The sequence below is a fragment of the Streptomyces sp. S.PNR 29 genome (assembly GCF_030386795.1).
Lineage (GTDB): Bacteria > Actinomycetota > Actinomycetes > Streptomycetales > Streptomycetaceae > Streptomyces.
In genome coordinates, this window is sequence record NZ_JANUQM010000002.1 from 154,048 (window position 1) to 180,371 (window position 26,324).

The 26,324-nt window shown below is 71.6% G+C and carries 25 protein-coding genes and 1 pseudogene; 8 read left to right on the top strand and 18 right to left on the bottom strand.

Annotation, left to right across the window (positions count from 1 at the left end):
• Window positions 1-10: 10 nt before the first annotated feature.
• The 4 genes from chvE to NW895_RS05315 form a co-directional block, all read right to left on the bottom strand.
• On the bottom strand, window positions 11-1,123 hold the full coding sequence (chvE, locus tag NW895_RS05300) for a multiple monosaccharide ABC transporter substrate-binding protein (protein ID WP_354670071.1): 1,113 nt from the start codon (window positions 1,121-1,123) through the stop codon (window positions 11-13).
• 141 nt (window positions 1,124-1,264) lie between these two features.
• Window positions 1,265-2,233, bottom strand: a complete 969-nt coding sequence (locus NW895_RS05305; RefSeq protein WP_289934106.1) for a hypothetical protein — start codon at window positions 2,231-2,233, stop codon at window positions 1,265-1,267.
• Between the two features lie 110 nt (window positions 2,234-2,343).
• Window positions 2,344-3,348 (bottom strand): alcohol dehydrogenase catalytic domain-containing protein, encoded by a 1,005-nt coding sequence (locus tag NW895_RS05310; RefSeq protein WP_289934107.1) that lies wholly within the window; start codon window positions 3,346-3,348, stop codon window positions 2,344-2,346.
• Window positions 3,345-4,508, bottom strand: a complete 1,164-nt coding sequence (locus NW895_RS05315; RefSeq protein WP_289934108.1) for a mandelate racemase/muconate lactonizing enzyme family protein — start codon at window positions 4,506-4,508, stop codon at window positions 3,345-3,347. The genes NW895_RS05310 and NW895_RS05315 overlap by 4 nt, the downstream gene beginning before the upstream one ends.
• Window positions 4,509-4,919: 411 nt before the next feature.
• Between NW895_RS05315 and NW895_RS05320 the strand changes: the two genes are divergently transcribed.
• Both NW895_RS05320 and NW895_RS05325 read left to right on the top strand, forming a co-directional pair.
• Window positions 4,920-5,729, top strand: coding sequence for a hypothetical protein (locus tag NW895_RS05320; protein WP_289934109.1), 810 nt, complete (start codon window positions 4,920-4,922; stop codon window positions 5,727-5,729).
• Window positions 5,730-5,888: 159 nt separating this feature from the next.
• A complete protein-coding gene (locus NW895_RS05325; RefSeq protein WP_289934110.1) occupies window positions 5,889-7,040 on the top strand; it encodes a serine hydrolase domain-containing protein in 1,152 nt (383 codons plus the stop codon).
• 103 nt (window positions 7,041-7,143) lie between these two features.
• On the opposite strand, the gene NW895_RS05330 is transcribed toward NW895_RS05325, so the two are convergent.
• Entirely contained in the window at window positions 7,144-8,166 is a 1,023-nt protein-coding gene (locus NW895_RS05330; protein WP_289934111.1) for an NADP-dependent oxidoreductase, read from the bottom strand.
• A gap of 101 nt (window positions 8,167-8,267) precedes the next feature.
• Here NW895_RS05330 and NW895_RS05335 point away from each other — a divergent pair, with 101 nt between their 5' ends.
• Window positions 8,268-8,711 (top strand): MarR family transcriptional regulator, encoded by a 444-nt coding sequence (locus NW895_RS05335; RefSeq protein ID WP_289934112.1) that lies wholly within the window; start codon window positions 8,268-8,270, stop codon window positions 8,709-8,711.
• A gap of 349 nt (window positions 8,712-9,060) precedes the next feature.
• Here the strand turns inward: NW895_RS05335 and NW895_RS05340 are convergent, their stop codons facing one another.
• Genes NW895_RS05340 through NW895_RS05350 form a run of 3 tightly spaced genes read right to left on the bottom strand, consistent with a single transcriptional unit; the run spans window position 9,061 to window position 12,328 of the window.
• Complete coding sequence (locus NW895_RS05340; protein ID WP_289934113.1) at window positions 9,061-9,717, bottom strand: sulfotransferase family protein; 657 nt, start codon at window positions 9,715-9,717, stop codon at window positions 9,061-9,063.
• Window positions 9,718-9,752: 35 nt separating this feature from the next.
• Complete coding sequence (locus NW895_RS05345) at window positions 9,753-10,793, bottom strand: 3-oxoacyl-[acyl-carrier-protein] synthase III C-terminal domain-containing protein (RefSeq protein WP_289934114.1); 1,041 nt, start codon at window positions 10,791-10,793, stop codon at window positions 9,753-9,755.
• Window positions 10,794-10,807: 14 nt separating this feature from the next.
• The gene (locus NW895_RS05350) at window positions 10,808-12,328 is read right to left on the bottom strand and encodes an arylsulfotransferase family protein (RefSeq protein WP_289934115.1); all 1,521 of its coding nucleotides are present in this window, start codon (window positions 12,326-12,328) and stop codon (window positions 10,808-10,810) included.
• A 214-nt stretch (window positions 12,329-12,542) separates the two neighbouring features.
• Here NW895_RS05350 and NW895_RS05355 point away from each other — a divergent pair, with 214 nt between their 5' ends.
• Window positions 12,543-13,343 carry an EI24 domain-containing protein gene (locus NW895_RS05355; protein WP_289934116.1) on the top strand — a complete coding sequence of 267 codons (801 nt, stop codon included), beginning with the start codon at window positions 12,543-12,545 and terminating at the stop codon, window positions 13,341-13,343.
• Here the strand turns inward: NW895_RS05355 and NW895_RS05360 are convergent.
• Window positions 13,327-14,574, bottom strand: coding sequence for a pyroglutamyl peptidase (locus NW895_RS05360; protein ID WP_289934117.1), 1,248 nt, complete (start codon window positions 14,572-14,574; stop codon window positions 13,327-13,329). The genes NW895_RS05355 and NW895_RS05360 overlap by 17 nt on opposite strands.
• Window positions 14,575-14,655: 81 nt before the next feature.
• A complete protein-coding gene (locus tag NW895_RS05365) occupies window positions 14,656-15,588 on the bottom strand; it encodes a LysR family transcriptional regulator (protein WP_289934118.1) in 933 nt (310 codons plus the stop codon).
• A gap of 49 nt (window positions 15,589-15,637) precedes the next feature.
• Between NW895_RS05365 and NW895_RS05370 the strand changes: the two genes are divergently transcribed.
• Both NW895_RS05370 and NW895_RS05375 read left to right on the top strand, forming a co-directional pair.
• On the top strand, window positions 15,638-16,447 hold the full coding sequence (locus NW895_RS05370) for an NAD(P)-dependent oxidoreductase (protein ID WP_289934119.1): 810 nt from the start codon (window positions 15,638-15,640) through the stop codon (window positions 16,445-16,447).
• 28 nt (window positions 16,448-16,475) lie between these two features.
• A pseudogene (locus tag NW895_RS05375) lies at window positions 16,476-16,856 on the top strand (RidA family protein); the annotation flags it as partial.
• A gap of 210 nt (window positions 16,857-17,066) precedes the next feature.
• On the opposite strand, the gene NW895_RS05380 reads toward NW895_RS05375, so the two are convergent.
• Window positions 17,067-18,038, bottom strand: a complete 972-nt coding sequence (locus tag NW895_RS05380; protein WP_289934121.1) for an aldose epimerase family protein — start codon at window positions 18,036-18,038, stop codon at window positions 17,067-17,069.
• 37 nt (window positions 18,039-18,075) lie between these two features.
• Window positions 18,076-18,969 carry an SGNH/GDSL hydrolase family protein gene (locus NW895_RS05385; protein WP_289934123.1) on the bottom strand — a complete coding sequence of 298 codons (894 nt, stop codon included), beginning with the start codon at window positions 18,967-18,969 and terminating at the stop codon, window positions 18,076-18,078.
• A gap of 257 nt (window positions 18,970-19,226) precedes the next feature.
• Between NW895_RS05385 and NW895_RS05390 the strand changes: the two genes are divergently transcribed.
• Complete coding sequence (locus tag NW895_RS05390; RefSeq protein ID WP_289934124.1) at window positions 19,227-19,721, top strand: DUF3145 domain-containing protein; 495 nt, start codon at window positions 19,227-19,229, stop codon at window positions 19,719-19,721.
• 55 nt (window positions 19,722-19,776) lie between these two features.
• Here the strand turns inward: NW895_RS05390 and NW895_RS05395 are convergent, their stop codons facing one another.
• The 5 genes from NW895_RS05395 to fasR form a co-directional block, all read right to left on the bottom strand.
• On the bottom strand, window positions 19,777-21,048 hold the full coding sequence (locus NW895_RS05395; RefSeq protein ID WP_289934126.1) for a beta-ketoacyl-[acyl-carrier-protein] synthase family protein: 1,272 nt from the start codon (window positions 21,046-21,048) through the stop codon (window positions 19,777-19,779).
• 99 nt (window positions 21,049-21,147) lie between these two features.
• Window positions 21,148-21,396: an acyl carrier protein gene (locus NW895_RS05400; RefSeq protein ID WP_030341284.1), complete on the bottom strand. Its 249-nt coding sequence runs from the start codon at window positions 21,394-21,396 to the stop codon at window positions 21,148-21,150.
• 99 nt (window positions 21,397-21,495) lie between these two features.
• Entirely contained in the window at window positions 21,496-22,527 is a 1,032-nt protein-coding gene (locus tag NW895_RS05405; RefSeq protein WP_289934131.1) for a ketoacyl-ACP synthase III, read from the bottom strand.
• A 16-nt stretch (window positions 22,528-22,543) separates the two neighbouring features.
• Complete coding sequence (locus tag NW895_RS05410; protein WP_289934133.1) at window positions 22,544-23,476, bottom strand: ACP S-malonyltransferase; 933 nt, start codon at window positions 23,474-23,476, stop codon at window positions 22,544-22,546.
• Window positions 23,477-23,565: 89 nt separating this feature from the next.
• Window positions 23,566-24,771: a fatty acid biosynthesis transcriptional regulator FasR gene (fasR, locus tag NW895_RS05415; RefSeq protein WP_289934135.1), complete on the bottom strand. Its 1,206-nt coding sequence runs from the start codon at window positions 24,769-24,771 to the stop codon at window positions 23,566-23,568.
• Between the two features lie 62 nt (window positions 24,772-24,833).
• Between fasR and NW895_RS05420 the strand changes: the two genes are divergently transcribed.
• The gene (locus NW895_RS05420) at window positions 24,834-25,484 is read left to right on the top strand and encodes a pirin family protein (protein WP_289934799.1); all 651 of its coding nucleotides are present in this window, start codon (window positions 24,834-24,836) and stop codon (window positions 25,482-25,484) included.
• On the opposite strand, the gene NW895_RS05425 is transcribed toward NW895_RS05420, so the two are convergent.
• Window positions 25,481-26,308, bottom strand: a complete 828-nt coding sequence (locus NW895_RS05425) for a serine hydrolase domain-containing protein (RefSeq protein WP_289934136.1) — start codon at window positions 26,306-26,308, stop codon at window positions 25,481-25,483. The genes NW895_RS05420 and NW895_RS05425 overlap by 4 nt on opposite strands.
• Between the last annotated feature and the right edge of the window lie 16 nt (window positions 26,309-26,324).

Below are 26,324 nucleotides of genomic sequence, written 5' to 3' on the forward strand. Positions count from 1 at the left end.
GGTGCGGCGGTTACTTGAGGTCGCTTTCCTTGATGTAACCGGAGTCGACGACCACCTTCTGGTAGTTGGACTTGTCGACGGCCACCGGCTCCAGCAGGTACGCGGGCACGACCTTCGAGCCGTTGTCGTAGGTCTTCTCGTCGTTGACCTCGGGCTTCTTGCCGTCCAGCACCGCGTCGACCATGTTGGAGGCCACCTTGGCGAGCTCGCGGGTGTCCTTGTAGACGGTCATCGACTGCTGACCGGCGATGATCGACTTCACCGAGGCGACCTCGGCGTCCTGACCGGTGACGATCGGCAGCGGCTTGCTCTTGGAGCCGTAGTCGTCCGACTTCAGCGCCGACAGGATGCCGATGGAGATGCCGTCGTAGGGGGAGAGCACCGCGTCGACCCGGTCGCTCTTGTAGGCCGAGGTGAGGATGTCGTCCATGCGCTTCTGGGCGGTGCCGCCGTCCCAGCGCAGGGTGGTGACCTGGTTGAGCTTGGTCTGGCCGGACTTCACGACCAGCTGCTTCTTGTCGATGTACGGCTGCAGGACCTTCATCGCGCCGCCGAAGAAGTAGCGCGTGTTGTTGTCGTCGTTCGAGCCGGCGAACAGCTCGATGTTGAACGGGCCCTTCTTGGAGCCGTCCTTCAGGCCCAGCTTGTCGACGATGTAGGTGGCCTGGAGCTCGCCGACCTTCTCGTTGTCGAAGGACGCGTAGTAGTCGACGTTCGGCGTGCCGAGGATCAGGCGGTCGTAGGAGATGACCGGGATGTTCGCGTCCTTGGCCTGCTGCAGGACGTTGTTCATCGACTTGTTGTCGATGGCGGCGATGATCAGCGCCTTGACACCCTGGGTGATCAGGTTCTCGACCTGAGAGACCTGCTGGTCGGGGTCGTCCTCGCCGTAGACGAGCTTGGTCTTGTAGCCCTTGGACTCCAGGTCCGCGACCACGTTCTTGCCGTCGGCGATCCAGCGCTCGGAGGACTTGGTCGGCATCGCGATGCCGATGGTGCCGCCCTTGGCGTCGCCGCCGCTCTCCTTGCTGCCGCCCTCGCTGTTCTGGCCGCAGGCGGTCAGGGTGAGGGCGAGGGAGGCGGCTCCGGCTATGGCGGTGAGGGCGGCTCTGCGGTTGTGCATGGTCATCATCCTTGATGTGTGAGGCAGGGCTCGGTCAGGCAGTCCGAAGTCGCTCCGGGTGGTCATGCCGGAAAACCGAGAAGAGATGTGTGGGATTGTGCGCGGCTGTGGTTTCTTCTGTGAAGGCGATTGTCCGGAACGTTATGACGGGATTTCGAAACGTTGCAGATCGCCGGGAAGTCGTGAGCCGAGGGGCGCCATGTCTCCGTCCGCCCCATGGCGGGCGAGCAGGTCCAGGGCGAGCCGGCCGCGCCGCACCCGCTCCTTGGCGGTGGCCAGGGTCAGGTCCCGCATGTGGGTGCCGTACGGGTAGATCCCGGGGGCCTTGGACAGGCCGAACTTCAGATAGAGCGGTGCGCCGCGCCGGATCAGCTCGGCGACCTCGTACATCCGCACATAACCGCCGAGGTCGTCGGGGGCCTCGATGTACATGTCCATGGGAGCGCCGGACACCCGGCGGATCTCGGTGAGGTGGTCCAGCGTGAGATCGCTGGGCACGTTGACGGAGTCGGCACCGAGACGCTCGTACACCGCGTACGAGGCCGGGTTGACGGGCCCGATGAGCGCCGACACCTTGAGCGTGGTGTCGGCCGGGATGATCCCCGCCGCCCGTGCCCGGTGCAGCGTCCACAGCACGCCCTCGTCGGCCACGAGCAGGCACTTGACGCCCAGCTCCGTCGCCCGGACGGCGTCTTCGACACAGCCGGCCACCGCGTCGTGGCCGCGGGCTCTGAGACCCCCGCCGCGTGAGTCGGTACGGGTCGAGCCACCGATGTCCCAGGTGCCGCGCGGGCCGGTGAAGAGGCAGAGCTCGATGTCACGTTCGCCGGTCGCGTCGACCATCTCGGTGATCTCGGCGTCGGTCAGCATCCACACGCCGCTGCCCTGGCTGATCCGGTGGATCGGCACGTCGAGCCGCGAGGCTTCCTTGAGGACGACGGCCAGCGCTTCGGGACCCTCGCACGAGGGGATCTCGGTGCGCCAGCGGCCGCCGCCGGGGAAGGAGTGCGGGGAGGCGTCGGCGGGGTCGAGGGCGGGCGCGCCCAGGCCGAGGGCGGTGAGCGCCTGCTCACCGGGCCTGCGGGCTGCCGTGGTGGAAGCGTCGGTCACAAGGTGTCCTTCGTGTTCGGTATGTCGGACGGAGTTCGCGGCTCAGCGTGCGGGGGGATGGGTGTACGCCGGTACGGGAGCCGTCAGGTTGCCCCCGTACCGGCGTACGTCTAGGGGTGGAGCAGTACCTTGCCCACCTTCGGATCGCCGGATCCCACCAGCTCGATGGCGCGCGGGAACTCGGCGAGCGGCAGCTCGTGCGTCACCAGCGGCAGCGGATCGAGCAGACCGGCCCCGAACACCCGCACCGTGTGCGCCCAGGCGTCCGGCGGCGCCCCGAAGACGGTGTGCACCTCCAGCTGCCGTACGACCAGGTCCGTCGGGTCGAGACCCTCGGCGCCCGGCGCCGGGATGCCGGTCAGCACCAGCCGGCCACCGCGCCTGAGCAGCGAGGCCGAGACGCGCGCGGCGTCGGCGGACCCGGCGGTCTCGATCACGACGTCGAAGTCGTCCGGGAGTTCCTCGTCCTTCGTACGGAAGTCGGTGGCGCCGTACTGCCGGGACAGCGCCTCCCGGTCCCTCCGTGTGCCCACGACCAGCAGCTCGGCCGGGGAGCCGGCCTTCAGGAACTGCACGGCGAACATGCCGAGCGTGCCGGTGCCGACGACGGCGACCTTCTCGCCGGGCAGCGCGTTCGCCTTGAGCGCGGCGGCCGCGATGCAGGCGGCGGGCTCCAGCAGGGCCGCCGCGGTGAGGTCGGCGTCGTCCGGCAGCACGTGCAGGAGACGGGCCGGGAGCGTCAGCGTGGTCGCCATGGCGCCCGGCTGGGTGAACCCCGTCTCCTCGTAGCCGGCCGTGCACAGCGTCGTCTCGCCCGCGTGGCAGCGGTCGCACACCTGGCAGTTCCGGAAGCCCTCCCCGACGACCTTGCGGCCGACCAGGGACCCGGGGACGCCGGCACCGACCCGCTCGACGGTCCCGGACCACTCATGGCCGGGGGTGAGCGGGTAGCGCACGTACCCCTCGGGCCGGTTGCCCTGGTACACCTCGCGGTCGCTGCCGCAGATCCCGGCGGCGTGGACCCGGACCAGGGCCTCGCCGGGGCCGGGGTCGCGCGGCTCGTGCGGGACGAGCCGGTGCTCGCCCGGCGCCTCGATGACGACGGCCGAGCTCACTTGGTGGCCTTCGGCTTGCGCTGCTCCCAGCCTTCCGCCCACAGGTCGAAGCGGGCCTGCTGCTGCGGGAACTCCGCCGCCGCGTCCACGTCCAGCTCGACACCCAGGCCGGGCGCGTCGGAGATGTGGAAGCAGCCGTCCTCGGGGTTCACCTGCGGGGCGCCCTTGATCACCTTCTTGATCTCCGCGTCCGCGAAGTCGTTGAAGTGCTCAAGGATCTTGAAGTTCGGTGAGGTGAAGCCGACCTGGAGGGAAGCGGCGGTGAGGACCGAGCCGCCGACGTTGTGCGGGGCGACCAGCATGTAGTGGGTCTCGGCGGTCGCGGCGAGCTTCCGGGTCTCCCAGATGCCGCCGATGTGGCCGACGTCCGGCTGGATGATGTCGACGGCCTGGCTCTCGAAGAGCTCCCGGAACTCGATGCGGTCGTGGATGCGCTCTCCGGTCGCGACCGGCATGTCGACCTTGGCGGCCACCTTCTCCAGCGCCTTCAGGTTCTCCGGCGGGACCGGCTCCTCCAGCCAGGCCGGCTTGAAGGGGGCCAGCTCCTTGGCGAGCCGGACGGCGGTGGCCGGGGAGAACCGGCCGTGCATCTCCAGCATCAGCTCGGCCTCGGGGCCGATGGCGTCGCGAACGGCCTCGATCAGCGACACGGCGTACAGGGTCTGCTCGTGGTCGAGCTCGAAGTGCCCGGTGCCGAAGGGGTCGATCTTGAGCGCCTTGTAGCCGCGCTCCATGACCCCCTGGGCGGCCTTGTGGTAGGCCTCCGGCGTCCGCTCGGTCGTGTACCACCCGTTGGCGTACGCCTTGACCTTGTCGGTGACCTTGCCGCCCAGCAGCTGCCAGACGGGGACGCCGAGGGCCTTGCCCTTGATGTCCCAGCAGGCCATCTCGATCACGGCGATGCCGGACATCACGATCTCGCCGGCCCGCCCGTAGTCGCCGTACTTCATGCGACGCGTGAGGTCCTCGACTGCGAAGGGGTCGGAACCGAGGATGTGGTTGACCTCGGCCTCCTTCAGGTAGCCGAGGAGGGCGTCGGTGTGCCCCAGCATCCGGGTCTCACCGACTCCGGTGACCCCCTCGTCGGTGTGCACCTGGACGTACGTCAGGTTGCGCCACGGCGTCCCGACCACGTGTGTGCTGATTCCGGTGATGCGCACGGCAGTAGCCCCTTGCTGGTTCGTCTGCTTCTTCGGCTTCGTCGGCTCGGTTGGAGTGCTCTGGTGTACGGTTCGTGTGTGTTCGATATTTCGGCACACGTTCGAAATGCTGGCGTGACAGTAAGGACGGGGCACGGGGAGTGTCAATGGGGCAGGCGTATAACGGTTTCGGCAGTTTCGAAAACCGCTTTCGGTACGCCTCGACTGCACATCTCAACTGCCCATGCCGGAACGGCCCGTTCCCCACACAACATTCACAGCTGGCACTAGGAACGTTACCGCGCGGGAACTTAATCTTCCCGCGTCATGGACTTCTGCCACCCGTGCCGACGGCACCTCAACGGCGCCCTCGCCTGCCCGGGGTGCGGCATCTCAGCCGAAACACTCCGCGCGCACGCGGGGGAGAGCGACGTGCGGTCGCCGTACGAGCCCGCAGAGTCGTACGGGATCCCCGAGGAGGCTCCCGCAGAGTACGACGAGAGCCATGACGGGGAGTACGGCGAGCGGTACGACGACGGGTACGAGGACGACGGGTACGAAGACGACCGGTACGAGGACGCCGCCCATGAGGCCGACTACGAGGCCGACGGCTACGAGGCCGAAGCCGAGCGGCCGGGCCGTGCCGCCCGGCGCCGCGAGGGGCGTGGCCGCGGGCGGGCGCGCGGGCGGGAGACCGGCGACTCGCCGGCCGGTCCCGGCGGCGCGGCGAGTCGCCGCGACCGCAAAGCCGCCGCGCACCGTCGGAGGCGGCGCAGAACCCTGCTGATCACCGCCGGGTTCGTGCTGGCGGCCGGTGGTCTGAGCCTGGCGGAGCTGGGCATGGACGCGCCCGGCAAGTCCCCGAAGCCGGCGGCCGCCGGGGACGACTCGGCGGAGGGCGGAGCGTCGGCGGAGGCCGGGGCGACCGGCGAGCCGCTGGACGACGGGGCCGGGGCGGGGGCGTCGGGGTCGCCGTCTCCGAGTGCCTCCGCCTCTGCGTCGGCGTCGGCGTCGAAGTCCCCGAAGGACGACAAGGCGAAGGACCGCCAGGACGACGAGGACAAGGACAAGGGCGCCCGGTCCGCACCGGCCGCCCCGTCCCCGAACGCCCCGACCACGGCCCCCGCGGCCACGCCACCGGCGTCGTCACCGACTCCGACGGCCGAGCCGACGAAGTCGGACCCGTCTCCGAAGCCGTCGCCCTCGGAGACCTGCAACCGCTTCTTGTGGTGGTGCACCTGACCGCGCCTGCGGCGGCGCTCGACGCGCATGCCCTCCGGTTGAGTCGAACAGGTGCACATCGCCGTACCGATCTCCAGGAAAGCCGGCACGCGGCACGCGTATCACGGCGGCATTGACACGTGGTACACGCGAGCGGCGTTCAGTTGGTGAGGAGAGCGGATGACGCAGGAGATCCACGGCACCGTGGCCGACGGATTCGAGGGGGTGCGCGCGGAGTTCGCCGCGTTCGTGGCCGGGGAACGGCCCGACTACGAGGGCCAGTTGTGCGCCTACGTGCACGGCCGGAAGGTGGTCGACCTGTGGGCGGGGGACGGCACCGACGCCGGCTCCCTGTACGGCGTGTACTCGTCCACCAAGGGGGCCGCGTACCTGGTGGTCGCGCTCCTCGTCCAGGACGGCACGCTGGAACTGGACCGCAAGGTGACGTACTACTGGCCGGAGTTCGCGGCCGAGGGCAAGGGCGGGCTGACCCTGCGCGACCTGCTGTCCCACCGCGCGGGCGTGGTCGGTACGGACACCGGCTTCACCCTCCAGGAACTGGCCGACGACCGGGCGATCGCCGAACGGCTCGCGGACCAGCGCCCGTTCTGGCGCCCGGGCACGGCGTTCGGTTATCACGGCCTGGTCATCGGCGCCCTCGCCGGGGAGGTCGTACGGCGGGCCACGGGCCGCACGCTCCAGGAGGTGTACGAGGAGCGGGTCCGCGCCCCTTACGCCCTGGACTTCCACCTGGGCCTGCCACCCGCGCAGGAACCCCGCTTCCGCACGGCCCGGCCCATGGTCCCGACCCCCGCCCAGCAGGCCCTGCTCGACACGGTCCCGAGCGGCCCGCACAGCCTCTCCTCCATCGCCTTCAACCGGCACGCGGCCGAACCGACCGACCTGGAGACCCTGCCCAACCACGCCGTGATCCGCGCCAAGGGCCCCGCGTCGGTCGGCGGTGTGGCGTCGGCCCGCGGGCTGGCCGGGCTGTACGCGGCGGCGATCAGTGAGGTGGGGGAGAAGGCGGAGCTGCTGAAGCCGGACACGGTGGCGGAGTTCGGCCAGGTCCACTCCGTCGGCTACGACCTGGTGGCCCGCGCCCACCGCACGTACGGGATCGGCTTCCAGGCGACGGCGGACATGAGCCATCCGTTCCTGGGCGCCGGGACGATCGGGCACAGTGGCGCGGGCGGCTGCCAGGCCTTCGCCGACCCGCGCTGCGGGCTCGCCTACGGCTACACCCGACGCCGTTTCGCCTTCCCCGGCGGGGCCGCCCCGGAGAACGACCGGCTGGCGGCGGCCGTGCACCGGGCGGCTGTGGCGAACTGAGGGCGGCTGTGGCGAACTGACGCGAAAGGCCGCACCCCACGTCCAAGGGTGCGGCCTTCCGTCGTACGCAACGACCGCGGCCGGGCGGGCGTCACGGTGCGTCTCAGAGCTTGACGATCATCTTCCCGGTGTTGTCGCCGCGCAGGACGCCGAGGAACGCCTCCAGGTTGTTCTCGATGCCCTCGACGACCGTCTCGCGGTACTTCAGCTCACCGGAGCGGACCCAGGGGCCGACCTCCTCCACGAACCGGGGCTGGAGGTCGTAGTGGTCACCGACGAGGAAGCCCTCGACGCGCAGCCGGTTCTGCAGGATCTTGACCATGTTGCGCGGGCCCGGGACCGGCTCGGTCGCGTTGTACTGCGAGATCATGCCGCAGATCACGATCCGGCCCCGCATGTTGAGCGCGCCGATCGCGGCCTCCAGGTGCTCGCCGCCGACGTTGTCGAAGTAGACGTCGATGCCGTCCGGGGCGGCCGCCTTCAGCTGCTCCCAGACCGGCCCGTCCTTGTAGTTGAACGCGGCGTCGAAGCCGTACTCGTCGAGGAGCAGCTTCACCTTCTCGTCGGACCCGGCGGACCCGATGACCCGCGACGCGCCCTTCAGCCTGGCGATCTGGCCCACCTGGCTGCCGACGGCCCCCGCCGCGCCCGACACGAACACGGCGTCGCCCTCCTTGAAGGAGGCGGTGCGCAGCAGCCCGGCGTAGGCGGTGAGGCCGGTCATGCCCAGCACACCGAGGTACGTCGACAGCGGTGCGGCCTCCGGGTCGACCTTCACGGCGTTCCTGGCGTCCACGGCGGCGTACTCGCGCCAGCCGAAGAAGTGCAGGACGTGGTCGCCGACGGCGATGCCCTCGGCGTTGGAGACGACGACCTCGCCGACCGCGCCGCCCTGCATGACCTTGCCGAGCTCGAACGGGGCCACGTACGACTTGGCGTCGCTCATCCGGCCGCGCATGTACGGGTCGACGGAGACGTACAGGTTCCGCACCAGCACCTGCCCCTCACCGGGCGTCGGCAGCTCCGCCTCGACCAGGGCGAAGTCCTCGGGCTTCGGCCAGCCGACGGGCCGGCTGACCAGATGCCATTCGCGGCTTACGGCGGGGAGGGCGGGGGAGTCGGTCATCGGGGCACCTTTCCTCACTGCTGGTCGAAATGCTTCAGTACCTGAAACAACCATGCCTCTGAACATTTCAGGTTGTCAAACAACCGGGTACCCTGGATCCCATGGCCACACCACACAGGACCGACCGCCCCGATGCACTGACCCTTGAAGTCGTCGAACTCATCGGCGAGGTCGTGGCCCGCTTCTACGCCGACTACGAGGAGGCCGCGGGAGAACACGCGCTGACCGGGGCGCAGGCGCGGCTGCTGAGCCTGCTGTCGCTGGAGCCGCTCCCGATGCGGAAGCTGGCGAGGAAGCTCAAGTGCGAGCCGTCGAACGTCACCGGCATCGTGGACCGGCTGGAGGCCCGGGGCCTGGTCGAACGCCGCCCGGACCCCACCGACCGGCGCGTGAAGCTGGCAGCGGCGACGGACGAGGGGCGACGGGTGGCCCGGAGCCTGCGGGAGTCCCTGCGCTTCGCCCGCGAGCCGCTCGCGGGACTCTCCGGCCAGGAGCGCGAGATCCTGCGGAACCTGCTCCACCGGATGCTCGGGGCCGACGCCTAGGCGCGCCCTGCCGCCCATGGCCTCGGGCGACGACATCATGGGCCCCCTCGTGCCGGGCCGTTCGCGGTCGGCGGCCGGGGAGGCCGGGTGGCTCCGCTTGGGGCGCGCCTGGCTGTGGAAGTGCTGCCGAGGGCGCTCGGCCACCTTGCGCCCGCGCGGCTGCGCGTCCGGCATGCGTTGCTGCGGGCCGAGTGGGTCGCCGGGGACGGGCATCCGTGCCGCCAGGCGGTGACGCCGTGCGCGCATCCGGCGGCTGAAGGCCCGCACGAGCTCACGTGGGTCCCGGCGCCGAGGTGCCCGCGGCGGGGGCTCCCCGTCGCGGGCACCTCGGCGTGTGCCGGAGCCGGCGTCAGCCGGCCGGCTCCACCGTGCCGCCCGCCCGGCGCCGGGCGATCTGCTCGGCGAAGGCCGTGCGGTCGTTGCTGCGGGGGAAGGGCTCGTCGGGGACCGGTACGCCGAGGAATGCGCACAGCGGCTCCCAGCCCTGCGCGACCTCGAAGACCAGCAGCCGGTCGGGGTCGATCTCCCGCTTGACCGCGGCGTTGTGCGCCTCGAACACCTCCAGGGCGTGCCGCTTGTCGGTGAACCGGCCGTCGAAGACCCCGTCCCAGACGACGTCGAGCGCCATCTGGCGCACCTGGGCGAACAGCGGGTCGGCGTCGTCGGGCAGCGGGGCGACGGCGGCGGCGTGAATGGTGCTCTCGGCGCTGGCGTACCAGGCCTCCGGGTCACGTTCGGTGAGGATCACCTTCGCCTCCGGGAAGGCCGCGGTGATCTCCCGCCAGAAAGCCGCCCCCGGCCAGTCGACGCTCGACCGGTACCCCTTGTAGACCTGCGTCCAGTCGACCGGCTCACCGCGTGCGGCGGCCTGCCATGCCGGAACCGTCTCCGGGTCGTCGAACACGTGCAGCATGTGGTGACATCGGCCGAAACCGAGCCGTTCGAGCGCGGTTCTGAGCGACAGGGTTCCGGTGCGCCCGAAGCCTGCGCCGAAGATCTCCAGCATGGTCTCTCCTCCTGTCGTACGGGTGGTTCCAGGACTCACGCGCCGCGCAGCAGCACCGCCCAGATCGTGGCGCCGGGGCCGAAGGCCAGCGCGACTCCGTGCTCCGAAGGGCCGAGGGGCCGGGTGGACCACAACCGCTCCAGGACCCCCAGCACGGCCGGGGCCGCGGTGTTGCCGTACTCGCGCATCACGGCGCGGGCCACGGCCACGGAGTCCTCCGGCAGGCCGATCGCCTCCTCGACCCGGTCGAGGATGCGCCGCCCGCCGGGATGCACCGCCCACCACGCCACGTCGTCCCAGGCGACGCCGTTCCTGGTCAGCAGCTCCTTCGCCGGGATGCCGACGGCCGAGGCCACGACGTCCGGCATGGTCGGCGCCAGCCTGATCCTGAGGCCCAGATCGCCGAGGTGCACCTGCAGATCCCCGGCGTGCGCCGGCACCGTCAGCTGCTCGGCGTCGACCACCCGCACCCCCGGCACGCCCGGCTCGTCGGGCAGCAGCACGACCGCGGCCGCGCCGTCCCCGAACAGCGTCAGCACCACCGCCGCCTCCTTGTCATACGGAGGTGGCTGCAGGTGCGGTGAGAACAGGTCCACGGCCAGCAGCACGGCGGGCCTGCGCCGGGCCGCGACCCAGTGCGCGCAGGTGGTCAGGGCCGGCAGGGCCGCGTAACAGCCCATCGGGCCGAGGGAGAGGATCTCCACGTTCTCGCGCATCCCGAGGGCCGGCGCGAGGGCGTCCAGGCCGGGGGCCGAGTGGGTCGTGGTGGTGACGGTGGCCAGCAGCCCGACGTCCCGCGGGCCCAGCCCGGCCCGGCCGAGCGCCTCCAGCAGCACCCTCCGGCCCAGCCGGCCCGCCTCGGTCAGGCCCCGGTCCATCCGCTGCCGGGTGGGCCACCACCGTGGGTCCTCCACCAGTACGTTGACGGCCATGCCCTTGGTGGTGATGGCGGAGTTGCCGACGACCTGGGCGACGGCGTCACCGCCGGCGTCGGCGGCGACATGATCCACCAGCTCCGCCATCTTCACCGGCGGCGGGGCCCGGAAGACGACGTCCGCTATCCGCGCGTGCGCCATGTCGGCCTCCTCGCTCAGTTCGCCGCCGCGCCGGCGGCGTCGACGGACGTGACGGTCGAGCTGCCGATCACCTTGCCCCGTCCGTCGAGCGCCTGCACCTGCATCCGTCCGGCGGCGCGGGAATCGGCCGGAAGGGTGATCGGCGTGTCGAAGCCGTCCCAGGCGGCGGTCGCGACCGGCTTCAGATCGCCCCCCGGCTTGGCGGCGAGCAGCCGCCAGCGGGCCACCTCCGAGGCGCCGTTCCAGTTGGCGTGGACCACGCCCGAGGCGGCCTCGTCGACCAGCAGTTCCGGCTTGGTCAGCGGCCGGCCCTCCCAGCCGAGCCGGTAGGCACGGTAGCTGCTGACGGCGCCCGGGAACTTCGCGTCGAACACCAGCCGGCCGTCGCGCGTGAACTCCGACATCCGACCCGGCCCGGACACGCCCCAGCTCACGAACGTGTTGCCGTTGCGCAGCGCCTGGCTGCCGCCCTCGAAGGCGGCGGACATCAGGTCCGGGTGGACCTGCTGCCGCACCAGCTCGGCCCTGCCGCGCCGGGGGTCGACCTTGATCCACGCCACCCGTGACTCGTAGCCCTCCATGCCGCGCCGCGTCGCGTTGTCGAAGACGCGGTAGGTGTTGCCGCCGACCGCCCGGACGTCGTGCTGCCAGCTGAAGCGCACGCCCACACCGAGCCGGAAGTCACTGTTCTTGCCGCCCAGGCGCCAGATGATCTCGCCGGTCTTCCGGTCCACCTTGTAGACCGTGCTGGCGGTGTTGCCGGAGATGATCAGATTGCCGTCGGTGTCGACGTCGACGGAGTTCACGTGCAGGTAGTCGTACGGGACGGAGGCGTCGGAGGACGGCCGGATGTCGGAGTGGCCGAGCGGCACGTGCTCCAGCGCGCTCCAGTTCATCACCTTCTTGCCGGTGGCGATGTCGATCTCCTGCACAACGTTGTCGACGACCGTGCCGTTCTTGGGGCCGCCCACCTCGCTCAGGTCGTACGGCTTCTGCTGGTAGCTGAGGATGAGCGCGGTGCCCTTCGGCGTCAGCAGGAACTCGTGCAGGTCCATCACCTCGCCGGGATCCGGCGTCTGCACCGTCGCGATGATCTCGTAGTTCTCGTTGGCGATGTAGCCCACGCCGGCGCCGATGCCGGTGTTCGTGGACTTGCCCTCCCACCACGTCAGGACCTTCTCGCCCTTGTACTCCTGCGTGCGGAAGTCGGCGGCGAAGTAGCCCGCCGGGAGCTTGCGGAACCAGATGGGCCGGCCGTGGTCGTCCATGATCTGCGGCCCGCGGGCGATCGGCGTCGGGCTCTGTGCCGTGACGAACAGATCGCCCTGGGCCCGTCCCGGGCGACGGGTCAGCACGTCGACCGGGGGCGGTTCCTCCACCCCCGAGGTGGCGACGTCTCTCGGCTGCAGCACGGCAGGGGCGTCAGCGGCGGGGGAGGCCGCCACGGCGGCCGGGGCCGTACCCGACGTGTTCGAGGCGACCGCCAGCAGGGCGGTCGCCGCCAGGGCGGTCAAGGTCCGTAAGCGATGGGGCATCCGTTCATGTCCTCTCAGGGGAGGTGGGTGAAGGATGTGCGGAGAGTTCCCGGAGGTGCCTGTCGGCAAGATCGCTGTGCCAGCCCAAGGTTGTACCTGTTCTTCGGTCACGGCCCAGTCACACCTGTGACCGATGGGTGATTTGAGGACGAGGCGGATCGGGGCCGAAGGGGTCTGCGGGCGGCCCGGCCCGTGCCCCCGATAGGGTTCCCCCATGCGCGATCTTGGGGCGGGATTCGGCCACCTTCTGAAGGGCCAGCGCTGGGTGGCCCGGCACGGCAGGAGTTACGGCTTCGGGCTTCTCCCGGGGCTGATCACCCTGGTCGTCTACGCGGCGGCGCTCGTCTCGCTGGCGCTGTGGGGCGAGGACCTCGTGGCCTGGGCGACCCCGTTCGCCGACGACTGGCCGAGCCCCTGGCCCGGCCTCTTCCGCGGCTTCCTCACCGCCGTCCTGTTCGCCCTCGGCCTGCTGCTCTCCGTCCTCACCTTCACCGCGGTCACGCTCCTGGTCGGCCAGCCCTTCTACGAGAACCTCTCCGAGCGGGTCGACCGGGACCTGTCGCCCGACGGCACCGCACCCGAGTCCGGCCTCCCGCTCTGGCGCGAGCTGTGGATCTCGGCGCGCGACAGCCTCCGGATCGTCGTCCGCGCCGCCGTCTGGGGCGTGCTGCTCTTCGCCTGCGGCTTCATCCCGGTCGTCGGTCAGACCGTCGTCCCGGTGATCGGGTTCTTCGTCACGGGCTTCTTCCTCACCGAGGAACTCACCGCCGTCGCCCTCCAGCGCCGCGGCGTCGAACTGCGCGACCGCCTCGCCCTGCTGCGCTCCCGCAAGCTGCTGGTCTGGGGCTTCGGCACGCCCCTCGGCGTGGCCTTCCTGGTGCCCTTCGTCGCGGTGTTCCTGATGCCCGGCGCGGTGGCGGGCGCGACGCTGCTCGCCCGTGAGCTCCTCGGCGAGCAGAACGCCGGGGACGACGCCGCCGAGGAGCCCGAAGGGGATGTCACTTCGTCGCACTGAGCGCGACCGTCACGATCGACCGTACCTGCGCGATGATGTCCAGCCGGTTGCGCACGAACTCCGGATCGGTCACCGTCCCGGTCGCCGGATCGGTGTTGCCCGCCCCGAACTGCAGGACGGGCGTGTGCACATGCCCGCCCGGCAGGACGTCGTGCAGCCCGAGCCGGTCCCGCAGCAGGGTCGCCCGGTAGGCGATCTCGTTGGAGAGGTAGTTCCCGCCGCCCCCTTCACGGGCCGTCGACCCGGGGGTCGGGCCCTGGGGCCGTACGACGGGGTCGGTGCCTCCCGCCGGGATCTCGGTCACCCGGGTGTTGTCGTACACGGGGAAGCGCCCGGTGCGCGCGTCGGCGATCTCCTGGTACGGCAGGGTCGTCGTCGTCCACTGCGGCTGGGAGGCCGGGCCGGCCACCGGGATCGTCTCCGTCCGGCTGATGTTCTCGTTGTCCGGGAAACCGCCCCGCCAGGCCCCGTTGGTCCGCTCGACGTCGAACCGCCCGACCCGCCCCTGGCTGACGGTCGCGAACAGGTCCACCCGCGGCAGGTACGGCCGCAGCGTCCGCTCCACCGTCCCTTCCGCGAAGTCCTGCCAGCGCACCGGGAACACGGCGGTCTCGATCCGCGCCGGCCCGTCCGCCGTCTTCACCACCGTGCCGTCGAGGGCGAGCGCGGTGGCCCCCGACGGGTTGGATATCCGGATGTCCCGGTCCAGCGTGAACGGGTCGAAACCGGTGACCAGAATCCGCCTGAGCCCCTTGCCCACCGGGTAGCGGATGGCGTTCTGACCCCGTGAAGCCTTCTCCAACTCGCCGAGCAGCGCGGCCCGTTGGGTATTCGTCAGACCGAACCCGGGCTCCCAGGTGCGCACTTCCCGGGTCATCCCCAGCCGCGCCCAGTACAGCGGCCGGTCGTCGTCCCGGCTCAGATCCCCACCGGACGGCCCGCGCCCCTGCGCCCGCTCCACGGCCCGCCGCCACAGCGCGGACCCCTCGCGTACGACGATCCGCCGGGCCTCGGACCAGGACCCCGCCCGGCCCAGCTCCCGGGCGAACTCCGCGGCCACCGTGTCGAATCCGGAGCGCCGCAGGATCTCCTGGGGCACGGCCCCGTCCAGCCGCTGTTCCTCGACGGTGGGTGAGGGGGCCGCCTCGGCGGCGGTGGCCGTTGCGGGGGCCGCGAGCCCCGCCATGAGGGCGATTCCGAGAACACCGATGCGAACGCGCAGAGAACTCACGGGAGTTCGGGTCCTTCCGTCAGCGTGGGGGGACGCCCGCAGTATCACGTCACGGACGTGGTCCACGCCATGGCGCGTGGCTCAGGGGATCCGCGCGGCGGCCTCCCGGAGCGCGCCGACGAAGGCCTCGGCGGCCGGCGTCAGCGACCGCCCCCGGGCGCTCGCCACGTACACCGCCCGGGCCGGGGCGCCCTCGTCCAGCACCGGCAGCAGGGCGACGTCCGGGCGTACGGACTCGGCGGCGAGCGCCGGGACCAGGGTCACGCCGAGGCCGGCGGCGACGTACCCCAGCTTGGCGGTCCACTCGCCGACGACATGCACGACCCGTGGCCGGAAGCCCTGACGCAGGGCCGCGTCGAGGAGGGTGCCCTCGGGCCGGGCACTGCCCGAGATCCAGTCGGCGTCGGCGAGCCGGCCGAGCCGCACCGGCCCGTCCTGCCCCGCCAAGGGGTGGCCGGCCGGGACGGCGACATACAGGGACTCGTCGAGGAGGTGGTGGAGGTCGTACGTCTCCAGCGGCGCCCGGCCCGTCGTCGAGACCACCGCCAGGTCGAGATGGCCGGCGGTCAGCCGGTCGAGGAGGCCCGGTGTGAAGCCTTCCTCGCGGGTGATCCGGACGCGGGGGTGGCGGCCCCGGAAGGCGGCGAGGGCGTGCGGGACCAGCGCCGCGTCGGCGGTGGCGAAGGCGCCGAACCGCAGCCGCCCGCCGGCCGCCTCCCGCAGGTCCGCCAGCTCGCGCGCGACCCCGTGCAGCGACTCGGCGACGGCCTCCGCGCGCGGGACGAGGATCCGCCCGGCCTCGGTGAGCCGTACGCCCCGCGGCAGCCGGTCGAACAGCGGGGCCCCGCCCAGCGCCGCCTCCAGCGAGGCGATCTGCCGGGACACCGCGGACTGGGTCCAGCCGAGCGCCCGCGCGGCCACGGTGAACGAGCCGTGCCGCGCGACCTCCAGGAACACGCGCAGCCAGACGCTGGAAAGGTCCGGCACCTCATGCGAGTTGAGCATGACAGCCATGCTAGACATTCGCTTGTCGCATCGATCGGGCCCGCTTAGCGTCGACGACATGGAGAAGATCGCTTTCCTGGGCCTGGGACACATGGGTGCCCCCATGGCCCGGCAACTGCTCGTGGCCGGGCACCCGTTGACCGCCTGGAACCGCACCGCCGAGAAGACCGAACCCCTGGTCGCGGACGGAGCCGTACGCGCCGCCTCCCCGGCCGAGGCCGTGCGGGACGCCGACGTGGTGATCACGATGCTCGCCGACCCGGCCGCCCTCGGCACGGTCGCCGCCGCGATCGTGCCCGCGCTGCGGCCCGGCACCCACTGGGTGGAGATGTCGACCGTCGGCCCGGACGCCGTACGCGAACTCGCCGCCCGGCTCGGCGAAGGCGTCACCCTCGTCGACGCTCCCGTCATGGGCAGCACCGACAAGGCCGCCGCCGGACGGCTCGGCATCCTCGCGGGCGGTGACGCCGACGGTGTCGAGCACGTGCTGGCCCGCCTCGGCACGGTGACCCGGACCGGGCCGCCGGGGTCCGGCGCCGCGCTCAAACTCGTCCTCAACGCGGCCGTCATCGGCGGCGTCGCTCTGGTCGCCGAGGCGCTGCGCCTCGCCGACGCGCTGGGCGCCGACGGGGACGCGGCACGCACCGCCCTCGCGGCCGGGCCGCTCGGCGGCGTCGTGGGGCGTGCCTTCGCCGAGGGCGTGCACTTCGACACCGCGCTCGCCGTGAAGGACATCGCCCTGGCCACGCAGGCCGCCCGACTGCCCGTGTTCGACGCGGCGCTGGAACAGCTCCGAAGCGCCGCAGCGGACCCCGCCCTCGCGCACGCGGACCTCTCCGCGGCCGCCGCCCGCATCCGTACCGCCTGACCACCCGCCACTCCGAAGGACCCCACCCGTGCGGATCACCCTCGACAACCCCGCCTCTGCACCCCAGCCCCTGAGCCCCTACTACTCCCAGGTCGCCCGCGTCGAACAGGCCGACGGCAGCGCCCTGTTGTTCGTCTCCGGCCAGATCGCCGAGGGCGCCACCCTCGCCGAGCAGAGCCGCGGTGTCTTCGAGACCATCGCCGCGCTGCTGCGGGCGCACGGCGCGACCCTCGCGGACGTCATCAACATCCGCACGTACCTGACCGACATCGCCCAGCTGGAGGAATACGGCGCCGTACGCCGGGAGTTCCTCACCGGGACCCCGCCGACCAGCATGACCTTCGAGGTGCCGCGGCTGTTCCGGCCCGAGGCGCGGATAGAGATCGAGGTCGTGGCGGCCGTACCGGCGCGGCGGGGCCCGGAACGGGATGACCAACTCATGGCCGTTTGTGAAGGCTTCGTACGAACTGCGGACGGGACGCTCGATCGCGGACCGCGGGATCGGCGTGACGATTAACGTCTGACGCGGGACGACTCTCCCACCGAAGCCCCGGTCCGGGACCTGACCTCCGGACCGGGGCTCGTGAACGGTCCGCAGGTCCCGTTCCCCGGTCCGGCACTAGCGTGCCGAGAAGCCGTACACCGTCTCCGACCGGAACACCGTCCCCGGCCGCAGCACCGTGCTCGGGAACTCCGGCCGGTTCGGGGAGTCGGGGAAGTGCTGCGTCTCCAGCGCGATGCCGTCGCCGGGCGCGAAGGGTTCGCCCAGGTGGTCCGCCGTGTACAGCTGGAGGCCGGGTTCGGTGGTCGCCACCGTCAGGGCCCGCCCGGACGCGGGGTCGTACAGCTCGGCGACCTCCACGGGTACCTGCGTCAGGCCCTTGTCGAGCACGAAGTTGTGGTCGTAGCCCGAGCCGACCTTGCGGGCCTCACGGAAGTCGAAGCGACTGCCCGTGACGTCCTCCAGGGCACCCGTCGGGATCAGGTCCGCGTCGACCGGGGTGTACCGGGAAGCGGCGAGCCGCAGCTCGTGCCCGCCCGCGTTCCCGCTGCCGCCCAGGTTGAAGTAGCCGTGGTGGGTCAGGTTCACCACGGTCGGCGCGTCGGTGACCGCCTCGTACGCGATCCGCAGCGCCCCCGTCTCGTCCAGCGTGTACGTCGCCGAGACCTCCAGGGTGCCCGGGAAGCCCTCCTCGCCGTGCGGGCTCACCCGCGTCAGGCGGACGCCGTGCCCGGCTCCGGTCATGTCCCACACGCGCTTGTCGAAGCCGCGCTCGCCGCCGTGCAGCGCGTTGGGCCCGTTGTTCTGCGCCAGCGCGTACGTCCGCCCGTCCAGCGGGAAGCGGCCGCCGGCGATCCGGTTGGCGTACCGGCCGACCAGGGCGCCGACGTACGGCTCCGGGTGCGCCAGGTAGCCGTCGAGGTCCGCGAACCCCAGCACCACGTTCGCCGTCCGCCCGTCCCGGTCGGGGACCTCGGCCGACTGAACGATTCCGCCGTACGACAGGATCCGTACCCGTACACCCGCCCGTTCCAGGGTCCAGCGGTGGACGGGAGTTCCGTCCGGAAGTGTGCCGAAGAGTTCGTTCATGTGCGGAACTCTAGGACACGACGCTCAGGACTCCGCCTCATGCCGTCCGTGCCGTGACCGTCCGGTAGGCGATCTCCGCCAGCCGGGCCTGTCCGTTCACGCTGGGGTGGAACCAGTCCCACTGGCTCAGCTGCCGCGGGCCGAACCGGAAGTCGTAGACCGCACCGCCGTCGAACCGGCACCGGCGGTCCTTCGCGCAGACCTCCTGAAGGACCTTGTTGTAGTCCCGCACCCGCTTCTGCACGGTGTCCCGCCGCTGCGTCGCCGCCGCGTCCAGCGCCTCCGCGTCGCCCAGCATCGACGGGCAGATGCCCAGCTTCCACACCTGCAGGCCCATCGGGTTGGCGCGTCCCTCGGACCACAGCCGCTTCAGGTTCGGCACGCTCGCCACGTAGACCTGCGTCTTGGGCAGGGTCCTGCGCAGCGTGCTCATCGCGTCCTGGAAGTCCGCGCGGAAGTCGGCGACCGAGGTCATCGCCGACGTCGTGGGCCGGCAGGCGTCGTTCGCCCCGGCCATCACCGTCACCAGCTCCGGCTTCCGCGCCGCCGCCCGGGCCATCTGCCCGGGCAGGTCCGCCATCCGTGCCCCGGACACCGCGTAGTTCCAGCTCCGCTCGGCCGCCCTGGCCCTGCCCAGCAGCCGTACGGCGAGACTGTCCACCCTGGGGCTGCTGCCCGTCGCCCAGGACGCCTCGGGACAGTCCTGCAGAACCGAACAGGCGTCGAAGGCGCGGGTGATGGAGTCGCCCACGGCGGCGATCGAAGCGGGGCTGGTGTCCCAGGCCGGCGTGGGCCTGGGGGAGGGCTTGCGCGCGTGCGTACTGGACGGGCCGGGGGCGTCGCCCCCCACGGCGTCGCAGCCGGTGACGCCCAGGACGGCCGCGGCCAGGACGGCGAGGGCTGCTCGAGAGCGATGGCGTCGGTTGCGCATGCCCTGGTCCGTCCCTTCGGTCGTCCTGTCATGGTCCCCAACCCATGACAACGAACGAAGGTTCCCGCACCGGCGGTGCAACGGCTCACACCCGTACAAGCGTCCTGCCGGGTGAATGGCGGGAGTTTCCGGGCGCCGGGAGCGACGGTACGTCACACTCCTTGCGCCGCCGCACGGTAGCCTCGCCATCAACGTGGCCCTCCCGGCCACAGCCGTTCCGCCCGTTCCGAGATGTCCCGCTCTGCCCGGAGGTTCCGGTGACGACACGTGGAGTTCTGTACGTGCACTCCGCTCCGCGCGCGCTGTGCCCGCACGTCGAGTGGGCCGTCGCCGGGGTGCTCGGCACGCGCGTCAGTCTGGACTGGATCCGGCAGCCCGCCGCCCCCGGCACCTGGCGCTCGGAGTTCTCCTGGCAGGGCGAGGCCGGCACCGCCTCCAAACTGGCCTCCGCGCTGCGCGGCTGGCACCTCCTCCGCTTCGAGGTCACCGCCGAGCCCTGCGCGACAGCCGAGGGCGAGCGCTACAGCTGCACGCCCGACCTGGGCATCTTCCACGCCGTCACCGGCATCCACGGCGACATCCTGATCCCCGAGGACCGCCTGCGCGCCGCCCTGGTCCGCTCGAAGAGCGGGGAGACGGACCTGGAGGCCGAACTGTCCAAGCTGCTCGGCAAGCCCTGGGACGACGAGCTGGAGCCGTTCCGGTACGCGGGCGAGGGAGCGCCGGTCCGCTGGTTGCACCAGGTCGTCTAGGCCGGAACAGGAAAGGGCCCCCACCAGCCGGTGGGGCCCTTCACGCTGGTGCGACTCAGATCGTACGGAACGCCAGCACCACGTTGTGCCCGCCGAACCCGAAGGAGTCGTTGAGGGCGGCGATGCGGCCCTCGACCGGCAGCTTGCGGGCCTCGCCGCGCACGACGTCGGCGTTGGCCTCCGCCTCGGGGTCGAGATTCTCGATGTTGATGGTCGGCGGAGCCACCCGGTGGTACAGGGCGAGCACGGTCGCGACCGTCTCCACGCCGCCCGCGCCACCGAGCAGGTGACCGGTCATCGACTTGGTCGCGGACACCGCGAAGTGGTCGGTGTCGTCCCCGAACACCTTCCGCAGCGCCTTCAGCTCGGCGATGTCACCGGCCGGCGTGGAGGTCGCGTGCGCGTTGACGTGCACGATCTCCGCCGGGTCCAGGTCGGTGCGCTCCAGCAGGTTCTGCAGGGCGTGCGAGATGCCGCGGCCCTCCGGCTCCGGCTGCACGATGTCGTGGCTGTCGGCGGAGATGCCCTGCCCGACCGCCTCGGCGTACACCCGCGCACCGCGCTGGGCGGCGTGCTCGGCGGACTCCAGGACGATCACGCCGGCGCCCTCGCCGAGGACGAAGCCGTCCCGGGCCACGTCGTAGGGACGCGAGGCACCCTGCGGGTCGTCGTTGTTCTTGGACATCGCCATCATGTTGCCGAACGCGGCGATCGGCAGCGGGTGGATCGCCGCCTCCGTACCGCCGGCGACGACGACGTCGGCGCGGCCGGTGCGGATCATCTCGATGGCGTAGCCGATGGCCTCCGCACCCGACGCGCAGGCGGAGACCGGCGTGTGCACGCCCGCCCGGGCGCCCACGGCCAGACCCACGTTCGCCGACGGGCCGTTCGGCATCAGCATCGGAACGGTGTGCGGGGAGACGCGGCGGACGCCCTTCTCCTTGAGCACGTCGTACTGGTCGAGCAGGGTCGTCACGCCGCCGATGCCGGAGGCGATGACCGCGCCGAGCCGGTCGGGGTCGACGGCCGCGCCCTCACCGGCCTTGGCGTCGAAACCGGCGTCGGCCCAGGCCTCCTTGGCCGCGATCAGCGCGAACTGCGCCGAACGGTCCAGGCGGCGGGCCTGCGGCCGCGGGATGACCTCGGTCGGTTCCACGGCGACGGGCGCCGCGATACGGACGGCCTGGTCGGCCGCCCAGTCCTGCTCCAGGGGCTTGACGCCGGACCTGCCGGCGACCAGACCCTCCCAGGTAGAGGCTGCGTCGCCACCCAGCGGTGTGGTTGCGCCGATACCGGTGACGACCACGGTGCGATTGGTCGAGCTCACGGGAATTCTTTCTCCAACGGATACGGGATTCGTACGGCGCCACCGCCGGGTGGCGGGGCAGTCAGCCCGGAACCGGGCTCAGCCCGGTTGATCGGTCGATCAGGCCTGGTGCTTGAGGATGTAGTCGGTCGCGTCGCCGACCGTCTTGAGGTTCTTGACGTCCTCGTCCGGGATCTTGACGTCGAAACGCTCTTCGGCGGCGACGACGACCTCGACCATGGACAGCGAGTCGACGTCCAGGTCGTCGGTGAAGGACTTGTCCAGCTGGACGTCCTCAACCGGGATGCCGGCGATCTCGTTCACGATCTCGGCGAGACCGGCGACGATCTCTTCCTGAGTGGCGGCCATGTTGGCGCTCCTTCGTAGTATCCAGAGGGTGTGGCGCCCACCGCGTCAGCGGCAGGGGGTGCTTTTTCCGCACCGGACGCATGATCCGGCACGGAGTGCCTAGGGGAGGGTAACGACCGTCGCTGCGTACACGAGACCCGCCCCGAAGCCGATGACGAGCGCGGTGTCGCCGCTCTTCGCCTCGCCGGTCGCCAGGAGCCGCTCCATCGCGAGCGGGATCGAGGCGGCCGAGGTGTTGCCGGTGGTGCGGATGTCACGGGCGACCGTGACGTGCTCCGGCAGCCCCAGGGTCTTCACCATCGAGTCGATGATCCGCACGTTGGCCTGGTGCGGGATGAAGACGTCCAGGTCGTCCGGGGTGATCCCGGCCGCGTCCAGCGCCTGCTGGGCGACCTTCGCCATCTCGAACACGGCCCAGCGGAACACCGCCTGGCCTTCCTGCGTGATCGCGGGGAACTTGACGTTGCCCTCGCTGTCGACGGGCAGCTCGGACAGGTCACCGATCCGGAAGCGGTCCCACGGAACCGTCTGCTTGATCGTCTCGGCCTTGTCGCCCTCGGAGCCCCAGACGGTCGGGCCGATCGCGGGCTCCTCGGACGGGCCGACGACCACCGCGCCCGCGCCGTCGCCGAACAGGAAGGCCGTGGCCCGGTCCTCCAGGTCGGTGAGGTCGCTGAGCCGCTCCACGCCGATCACGAGGACGTACTCCGCCGAGCCCTCGACGACCATGCCCTTGGCGAGGGTGAGGCCGTAGCCGAAGCCCGCGCAGCCCGCGGAGATGTCGAAGGCGGCGGCCTTGTCGGTGCCCAGCTTGTCGGCGATCTCGGTGGCGACGGCCGGGGTCTGGCTGAAGTGCGAGACCGTCGAGACGACCACCGCGCCGACCTGCCCGGCGGTGATCCCGGCGTCCGCGATCGCCTTGCCGGAGGCCTCCAGGGACATCGCCGCGACGGTCTCCTCCGGCGACGCCCAGTGCCGGGTCTCGATACCGGAGCGCGAGCGGATCCACTCGTCGGACGAGTCGATCTTCTCGAGGATCACCTCGTTCGGCACGATCCGGGTCGGGCGGTAGCCGCCCACACCGAGGATGCGTGCGTACGGGGCGCCCTTGCTGGGCTTGATCTTCGACATGCTCTCGGGCTCCTTGTCAGGCAGTGTGCTCTGCGATCAGCTCGCGAGCCGCGTCGAGGTCGGCGGGGGTCTTCAGGGCGAGCGTCTTGACGCCGGGCAGCGCGCGCTTGGCGAGACCGGTGAGCGTACCGCCGGGACACACCTCGATCAGGGCGGTGACACCGAGCTCCTTGAAAGTCTCCATGCACAGGTCCCACCGGACCGGGTTGGCGACCTGGCCGACCACCCGCTCCAGCACCTCGGTGCCGGTGGCGACGGTCCGCCCGTCCTTGTTGGAGACGTACGGGACCTTCGGGTCGCCGGGGGTGAGCTCCCTGGCGGCCTCGGCCAGCTTCTCGACCGCCGGGGCCATGTGGTGGGTGTGGAAGGCGCCGGCGACCTTCAGCGGGACGACCTTGCGCACGCCCTCGGGCTTGTCCTCGCTCAGCGCCGCGAGCTGCTCCAGCGTGCCGGCCGCCACGATCTGGCCCGCGCCGTTGATGTTCGCGGGGGTCAGGTCCAGCTTCTCCAGGTGGGCGAGGCTCACCTCGGGGTCACCGCCGAGGAGTGCCGACATGCCGGTCTCGCTGATCGCGGCGGCCTCGGCCATGGCGAGCCCGCGGGCGCGCACCAGCCGGACGGTCTCCTCGTCGGGGAGCACCCCGGCGAGCGCGGCCGCGGTCAGCTCGCCGACGCTGTGTCCGGCGACGGCGCCGACCTTGCGGGGCAGCTCCGCCGGGTCGTCGAAGAGCATGTGGGCGGAGGCCAGCCCGGCCGCCACCAGCAGCGGCTGCGCCACCGCGGTGTCGCGGATCTCCTCCGCGTCGCCCTCGGTGCCGTAGCGGATCAGGTCGACCTGCACGGCGTCGGACCACGCCTCAAGGGCACCGCGGACACCGGGCAGTTCGAGCCAGGGGGTCAGAAAGCCGGGCGCCTGGGCGCCCTGGCCGGGAGCGACGAGTACGAGCACTCTCACACTCTCTCTTGGGGACGGCCACGGCCGCCCGTGAGGACAAGGACGAAGAACGGAAGGGGGATTTGTGGGTCCTCGACAAAAGCCTAGAGTTGTGGATCTCCATCGGTCAGACGTCCCAGGATCAGCGCGATGCGCAGTGTGAATGCCGACCGTACATCGGAGGGTGACCATCCGGTGACGTCAGTCACACGTCGGAGCCGGTAGCGCACGGTGTTGGGATGCACGAACAGCATCCGGGCGGCCCCTTCGAGACTGCTCGCCTGCTCCAGATAGACGCTCAGCGTCTCCAGGAGTGCGGCCCCGGCCTCCTCCAGCGGTCTGTAGATCTCCTCCACCAGCTGCTCGCGCGCGGACGGGTCCCCGGCGATCGCGCGCTCCGGCAGCAGATCGTCCGCCAGCACCGGCCGGGGGGCGTCCTGCCAGGCAGAACACGCCTTGAGCCCTGCGGCGGCGGCCTGCGCGGAGCGGGTCGCGGCGAGCAGGTCCGGCACGATCGGGCCGGCCACGACCGGTCCCGCGGCGAACGGCCCGATGAGCGACTTGGCCACGGCGAGCGGGTTGTCGCTGCCGCCCGCGATGACCACCAGCCGGTCCCCGAGCACGCCGGTCAGCACCTGGAGCTTGGCGTGCCGGGCCGCCCGCCGGATGGCCTCCACGGTCAGCTCCGAGTCCCCGTCGGGCGCGGTGCCCAGCACGACGCACACATGCTCGGGCGAGTTCCACCCGAGGGCGGCGGCCCTGCTGACCGCCCCTTCGTCGGCCTCACCGCTGAGCACGGCGTTGACGACCAGCGACTCCAGCCGCGCGTCCCACGCGCCGCGCGCCTCGGCGGCCTGGGCGTACACCTGGGCGGTGGCGAAGGCGATCTCCCGCGCGTACACGAGCAGCGCCTCGCGCAGCACGCTCTCGTCCCCGGGAGCGGCGACCTCGTCGATCGCGCTCTCCATGACCTCGATGGTGGTCCGCACCATCTCCACGGTCTGCCGCAGCGTGATGGCCCGGGTCAGCTCGCGGGGCGCGGTGCCGAACACATCGGTGGAGATCGCCTGCGGGGCGTCCGGGTGCCGGAACCACTCGGTGAAGGCGGCGATACCCGCCTGCGCCACGAGCCCGATCCAGGAACGGTTCTCCGGGGGCATGGCCCGGTACCACGGCAGCGTCTCGTCCATCCGCGCGATGGCCTGCGCGGCGAGGGACCCGGACGACTTCTCCAGCCGCTTCAGGGTCCCGACGTGCGGATGGACGTCGTGCGCTGCTGCTTCGTTCTTGCTGGCTTCGGGATGGGGCACGGGGACAAGACTGCCTTATCGGGACGGGCGCATGCGCCGCCGGGTCTACGGTGGGGTGCGTGATGGACGTACGGCGCGCCGGTGAGCGCTTTTCCGGAGGCGACCCCGAGGGTGGGATCGAGACGTTCCACGCCTTCTCCTTCGGACCGCACTACGATCCCGGCAACCTCCGCTTCGGCGCGCTCATCGCCTGCAACGAGGAGCACCTCGCCCCCGGCGCCGGCTTCGACGAGCACCCGCACAGCCACACCGAGATCGTCACGTGGGTCGTCGAGGGCGAGCTGACCCACCGCGACTCCACGGGCCACGAGACGGTCGTCCGCGCCGGGGACGTGCAGCGCCTGAGCTCGGCGGCCGGCGTCCGCCACGTCGAGCGCAACGACGGCCCGGCCCCTCTGACCTTCGTCCAGATGTGGCTGGCCCCGCTGGAGCCCGGCGGTGACCCGGCGTACGAGATCGTCCGCGGCATCGCGGACTCCACCCCGTACGCCGTCCCGGAGGCGGGCGCGATGCTCCACGTACGCCGCCTCGCGGCGGGGGAGCGGACCGCTGTGCCGGACGGGGCGTATGTGTACGTCCATGTCGTCCGGGGCGAGGTGCGGCTGGACGGTGAGGAACTGCGCCCGGGGGACGCGGCGCGCGTCACGGACGCGAAGGCCCTGGAGGCGGTGGCGGTGACCCGGGCGGAGCTGCTGGTGTGGGAGATGACTTAGGGCCGGCCCTGGAGTTCGGCCAGCACGGCGTCCGTGAACGCCGGCCACGCCTCGATCGCCCAGGGCCCGAACGCCCGGTCCGTGAGCGCCACGCAGGCGGCACCGGCATCGGGGTCGATCCACAGAAACGTACCGGACTGCCCGAAATGCCCGAACGTCCGAGGTGAGGACGAACCCCCCGTCCAGTGCGGCGACTTGGAGTCCCGGATCTCGAAGCCGAGCCCCCAGTCGTTCGGGTTCTGGTGCCCGTATCCCGGCAGCACCCCCTTCGTCCCCGGGTACTGCACCGTCATCGCCTCCGCCACCGTCCGCGGATCCAGCAGCCGCGGCGCCTGCACCTCCGCCGCGAACCGCAGCAGGTCCTCGACCGTGGACACGCCGTCCTTCGCGGGAGAGCCGTCCAGCGTCGTCGACTCCATCCCCAGCGGCTGGAGCACCGCCTGCCGCAGATACTCGGCGAACGGGATGTCCGTCGCCTTCGCGATGTGGTCCCCGAGCTGCTCGAACCCGGCGTTCGAGTACAGCCGCCGCTCCCCGGGAGGCGCCGTCACCCGGTGCTCGTCGAAGGCGAGCCCCGAGGTGTGCGCGAGCAGATGCCGCACCGTCGACCCGGCCGGCCCCGCCGGCTCGTCGAGCTCGACCGCCCCCTCCTCGTACGCGACGAGCACCGCGTACGCCGCGAGCGGCTTGGTGACCGACGCCAGCGGGAACCGCCGGCCGGCCGGCCCGTGTACTCCCGGCACCGTGCCGTCCGCCCGCACGACACCCGCCGCCGCGGTGGGAACCGGCCAGTTCTCGATCAACGCAAGGCTCTTCAACGACATGCCAGCGAGCCTATGC

What these genes read in the sequence shown, in the direction of transcription:
- chvE (WP_354670071.1), bottom strand. Translation starts at nt 1,123, where the DNA reads ATGCACAACCGCAGAGCCGCCCTCACCGCCATAGCCGGAGCCGCCTCC.
- NW895_RS05325 (WP_289934110.1), top strand. Translation starts at nt 5,889, where the DNA reads ATGACGCAGGAGATCCACGGCACCGTGGCCGACGGATTCGAGGGGGTG.
- NW895_RS05330 (WP_289934111.1), bottom strand. Translation starts at nt 8,166, where the DNA reads ATGACCGACTCCCCCGCCCTCCCCGCCGTAAGCCGCGAATGGCATCTG.
- NW895_RS05335 (WP_289934112.1), top strand. Translation starts at nt 8,268, where the DNA reads ATGGCCACACCACACAGGACCGACCGCCCCGATGCACTGACCCTTGAA.
- NW895_RS05340 (WP_289934113.1), bottom strand. Translation starts at nt 9,717, where the DNA reads ATGCTGGAGATCTTCGGCGCAGGCTTCGGGCGCACCGGAACCCTGTCG.
- NW895_RS05345 (WP_289934114.1), bottom strand. Translation starts at nt 10,793, where the DNA reads ATGGCGCACGCGCGGATAGCGGACGTCGTCTTCCGGGCCCCGCCGCCG.
- NW895_RS05350 (WP_289934115.1), bottom strand. Translation starts at nt 12,328, where the DNA reads ATGCCCCATCGCTTACGGACCTTGACCGCCCTGGCGGCGACCGCCCTG.
- NW895_RS05355 (WP_289934116.1), top strand. Translation starts at nt 12,543, where the DNA reads ATGCGCGATCTTGGGGCGGGATTCGGCCACCTTCTGAAGGGCCAGCGC.
- NW895_RS05365 (WP_289934118.1), bottom strand. Translation starts at nt 15,588, where the DNA reads ATGGCTGTCATGCTCAACTCGCATGAGGTGCCGGACCTTTCCAGCGTC.
- NW895_RS05370 (WP_289934119.1), top strand. Translation starts at nt 15,638, where the DNA reads ATGGAGAAGATCGCTTTCCTGGGCCTGGGACACATGGGTGCCCCCATG.
- NW895_RS05380 (WP_289934121.1), bottom strand. Translation starts at nt 18,038, where the DNA reads ATGAACGAACTCTTCGGCACACTTCCGGACGGAACTCCCGTCCACCGC.
- NW895_RS05385 (WP_289934123.1), bottom strand. Translation starts at nt 18,969, where the DNA reads ATGCGCAACCGACGCCATCGCTCTCGAGCAGCCCTCGCCGTCCTGGCC.
- NW895_RS05400 (WP_030341284.1), bottom strand. Translation starts at nt 21,396, where the DNA reads ATGGCCGCCACTCAGGAAGAGATCGTCGCCGGTCTCGCCGAGATCGTG.
- NW895_RS05405 (WP_289934131.1), bottom strand. Translation starts at nt 22,527, where the DNA reads ATGTCGAAGATCAAGCCCAGCAAGGGCGCCCCGTACGCACGCATCCTC.
- NW895_RS05420 (WP_289934799.1), top strand. Translation starts at nt 24,834, where the DNA reads ATGGACGTACGGCGCGCCGGTGAGCGCTTTTCCGGAGGCGACCCCGAG.
- NW895_RS05425 (WP_289934136.1), bottom strand. Translation starts at nt 26,308, where the DNA reads ATGTCGTTGAAGAGCCTTGCGTTGATCGAGAACTGGCCGGTTCCCACC.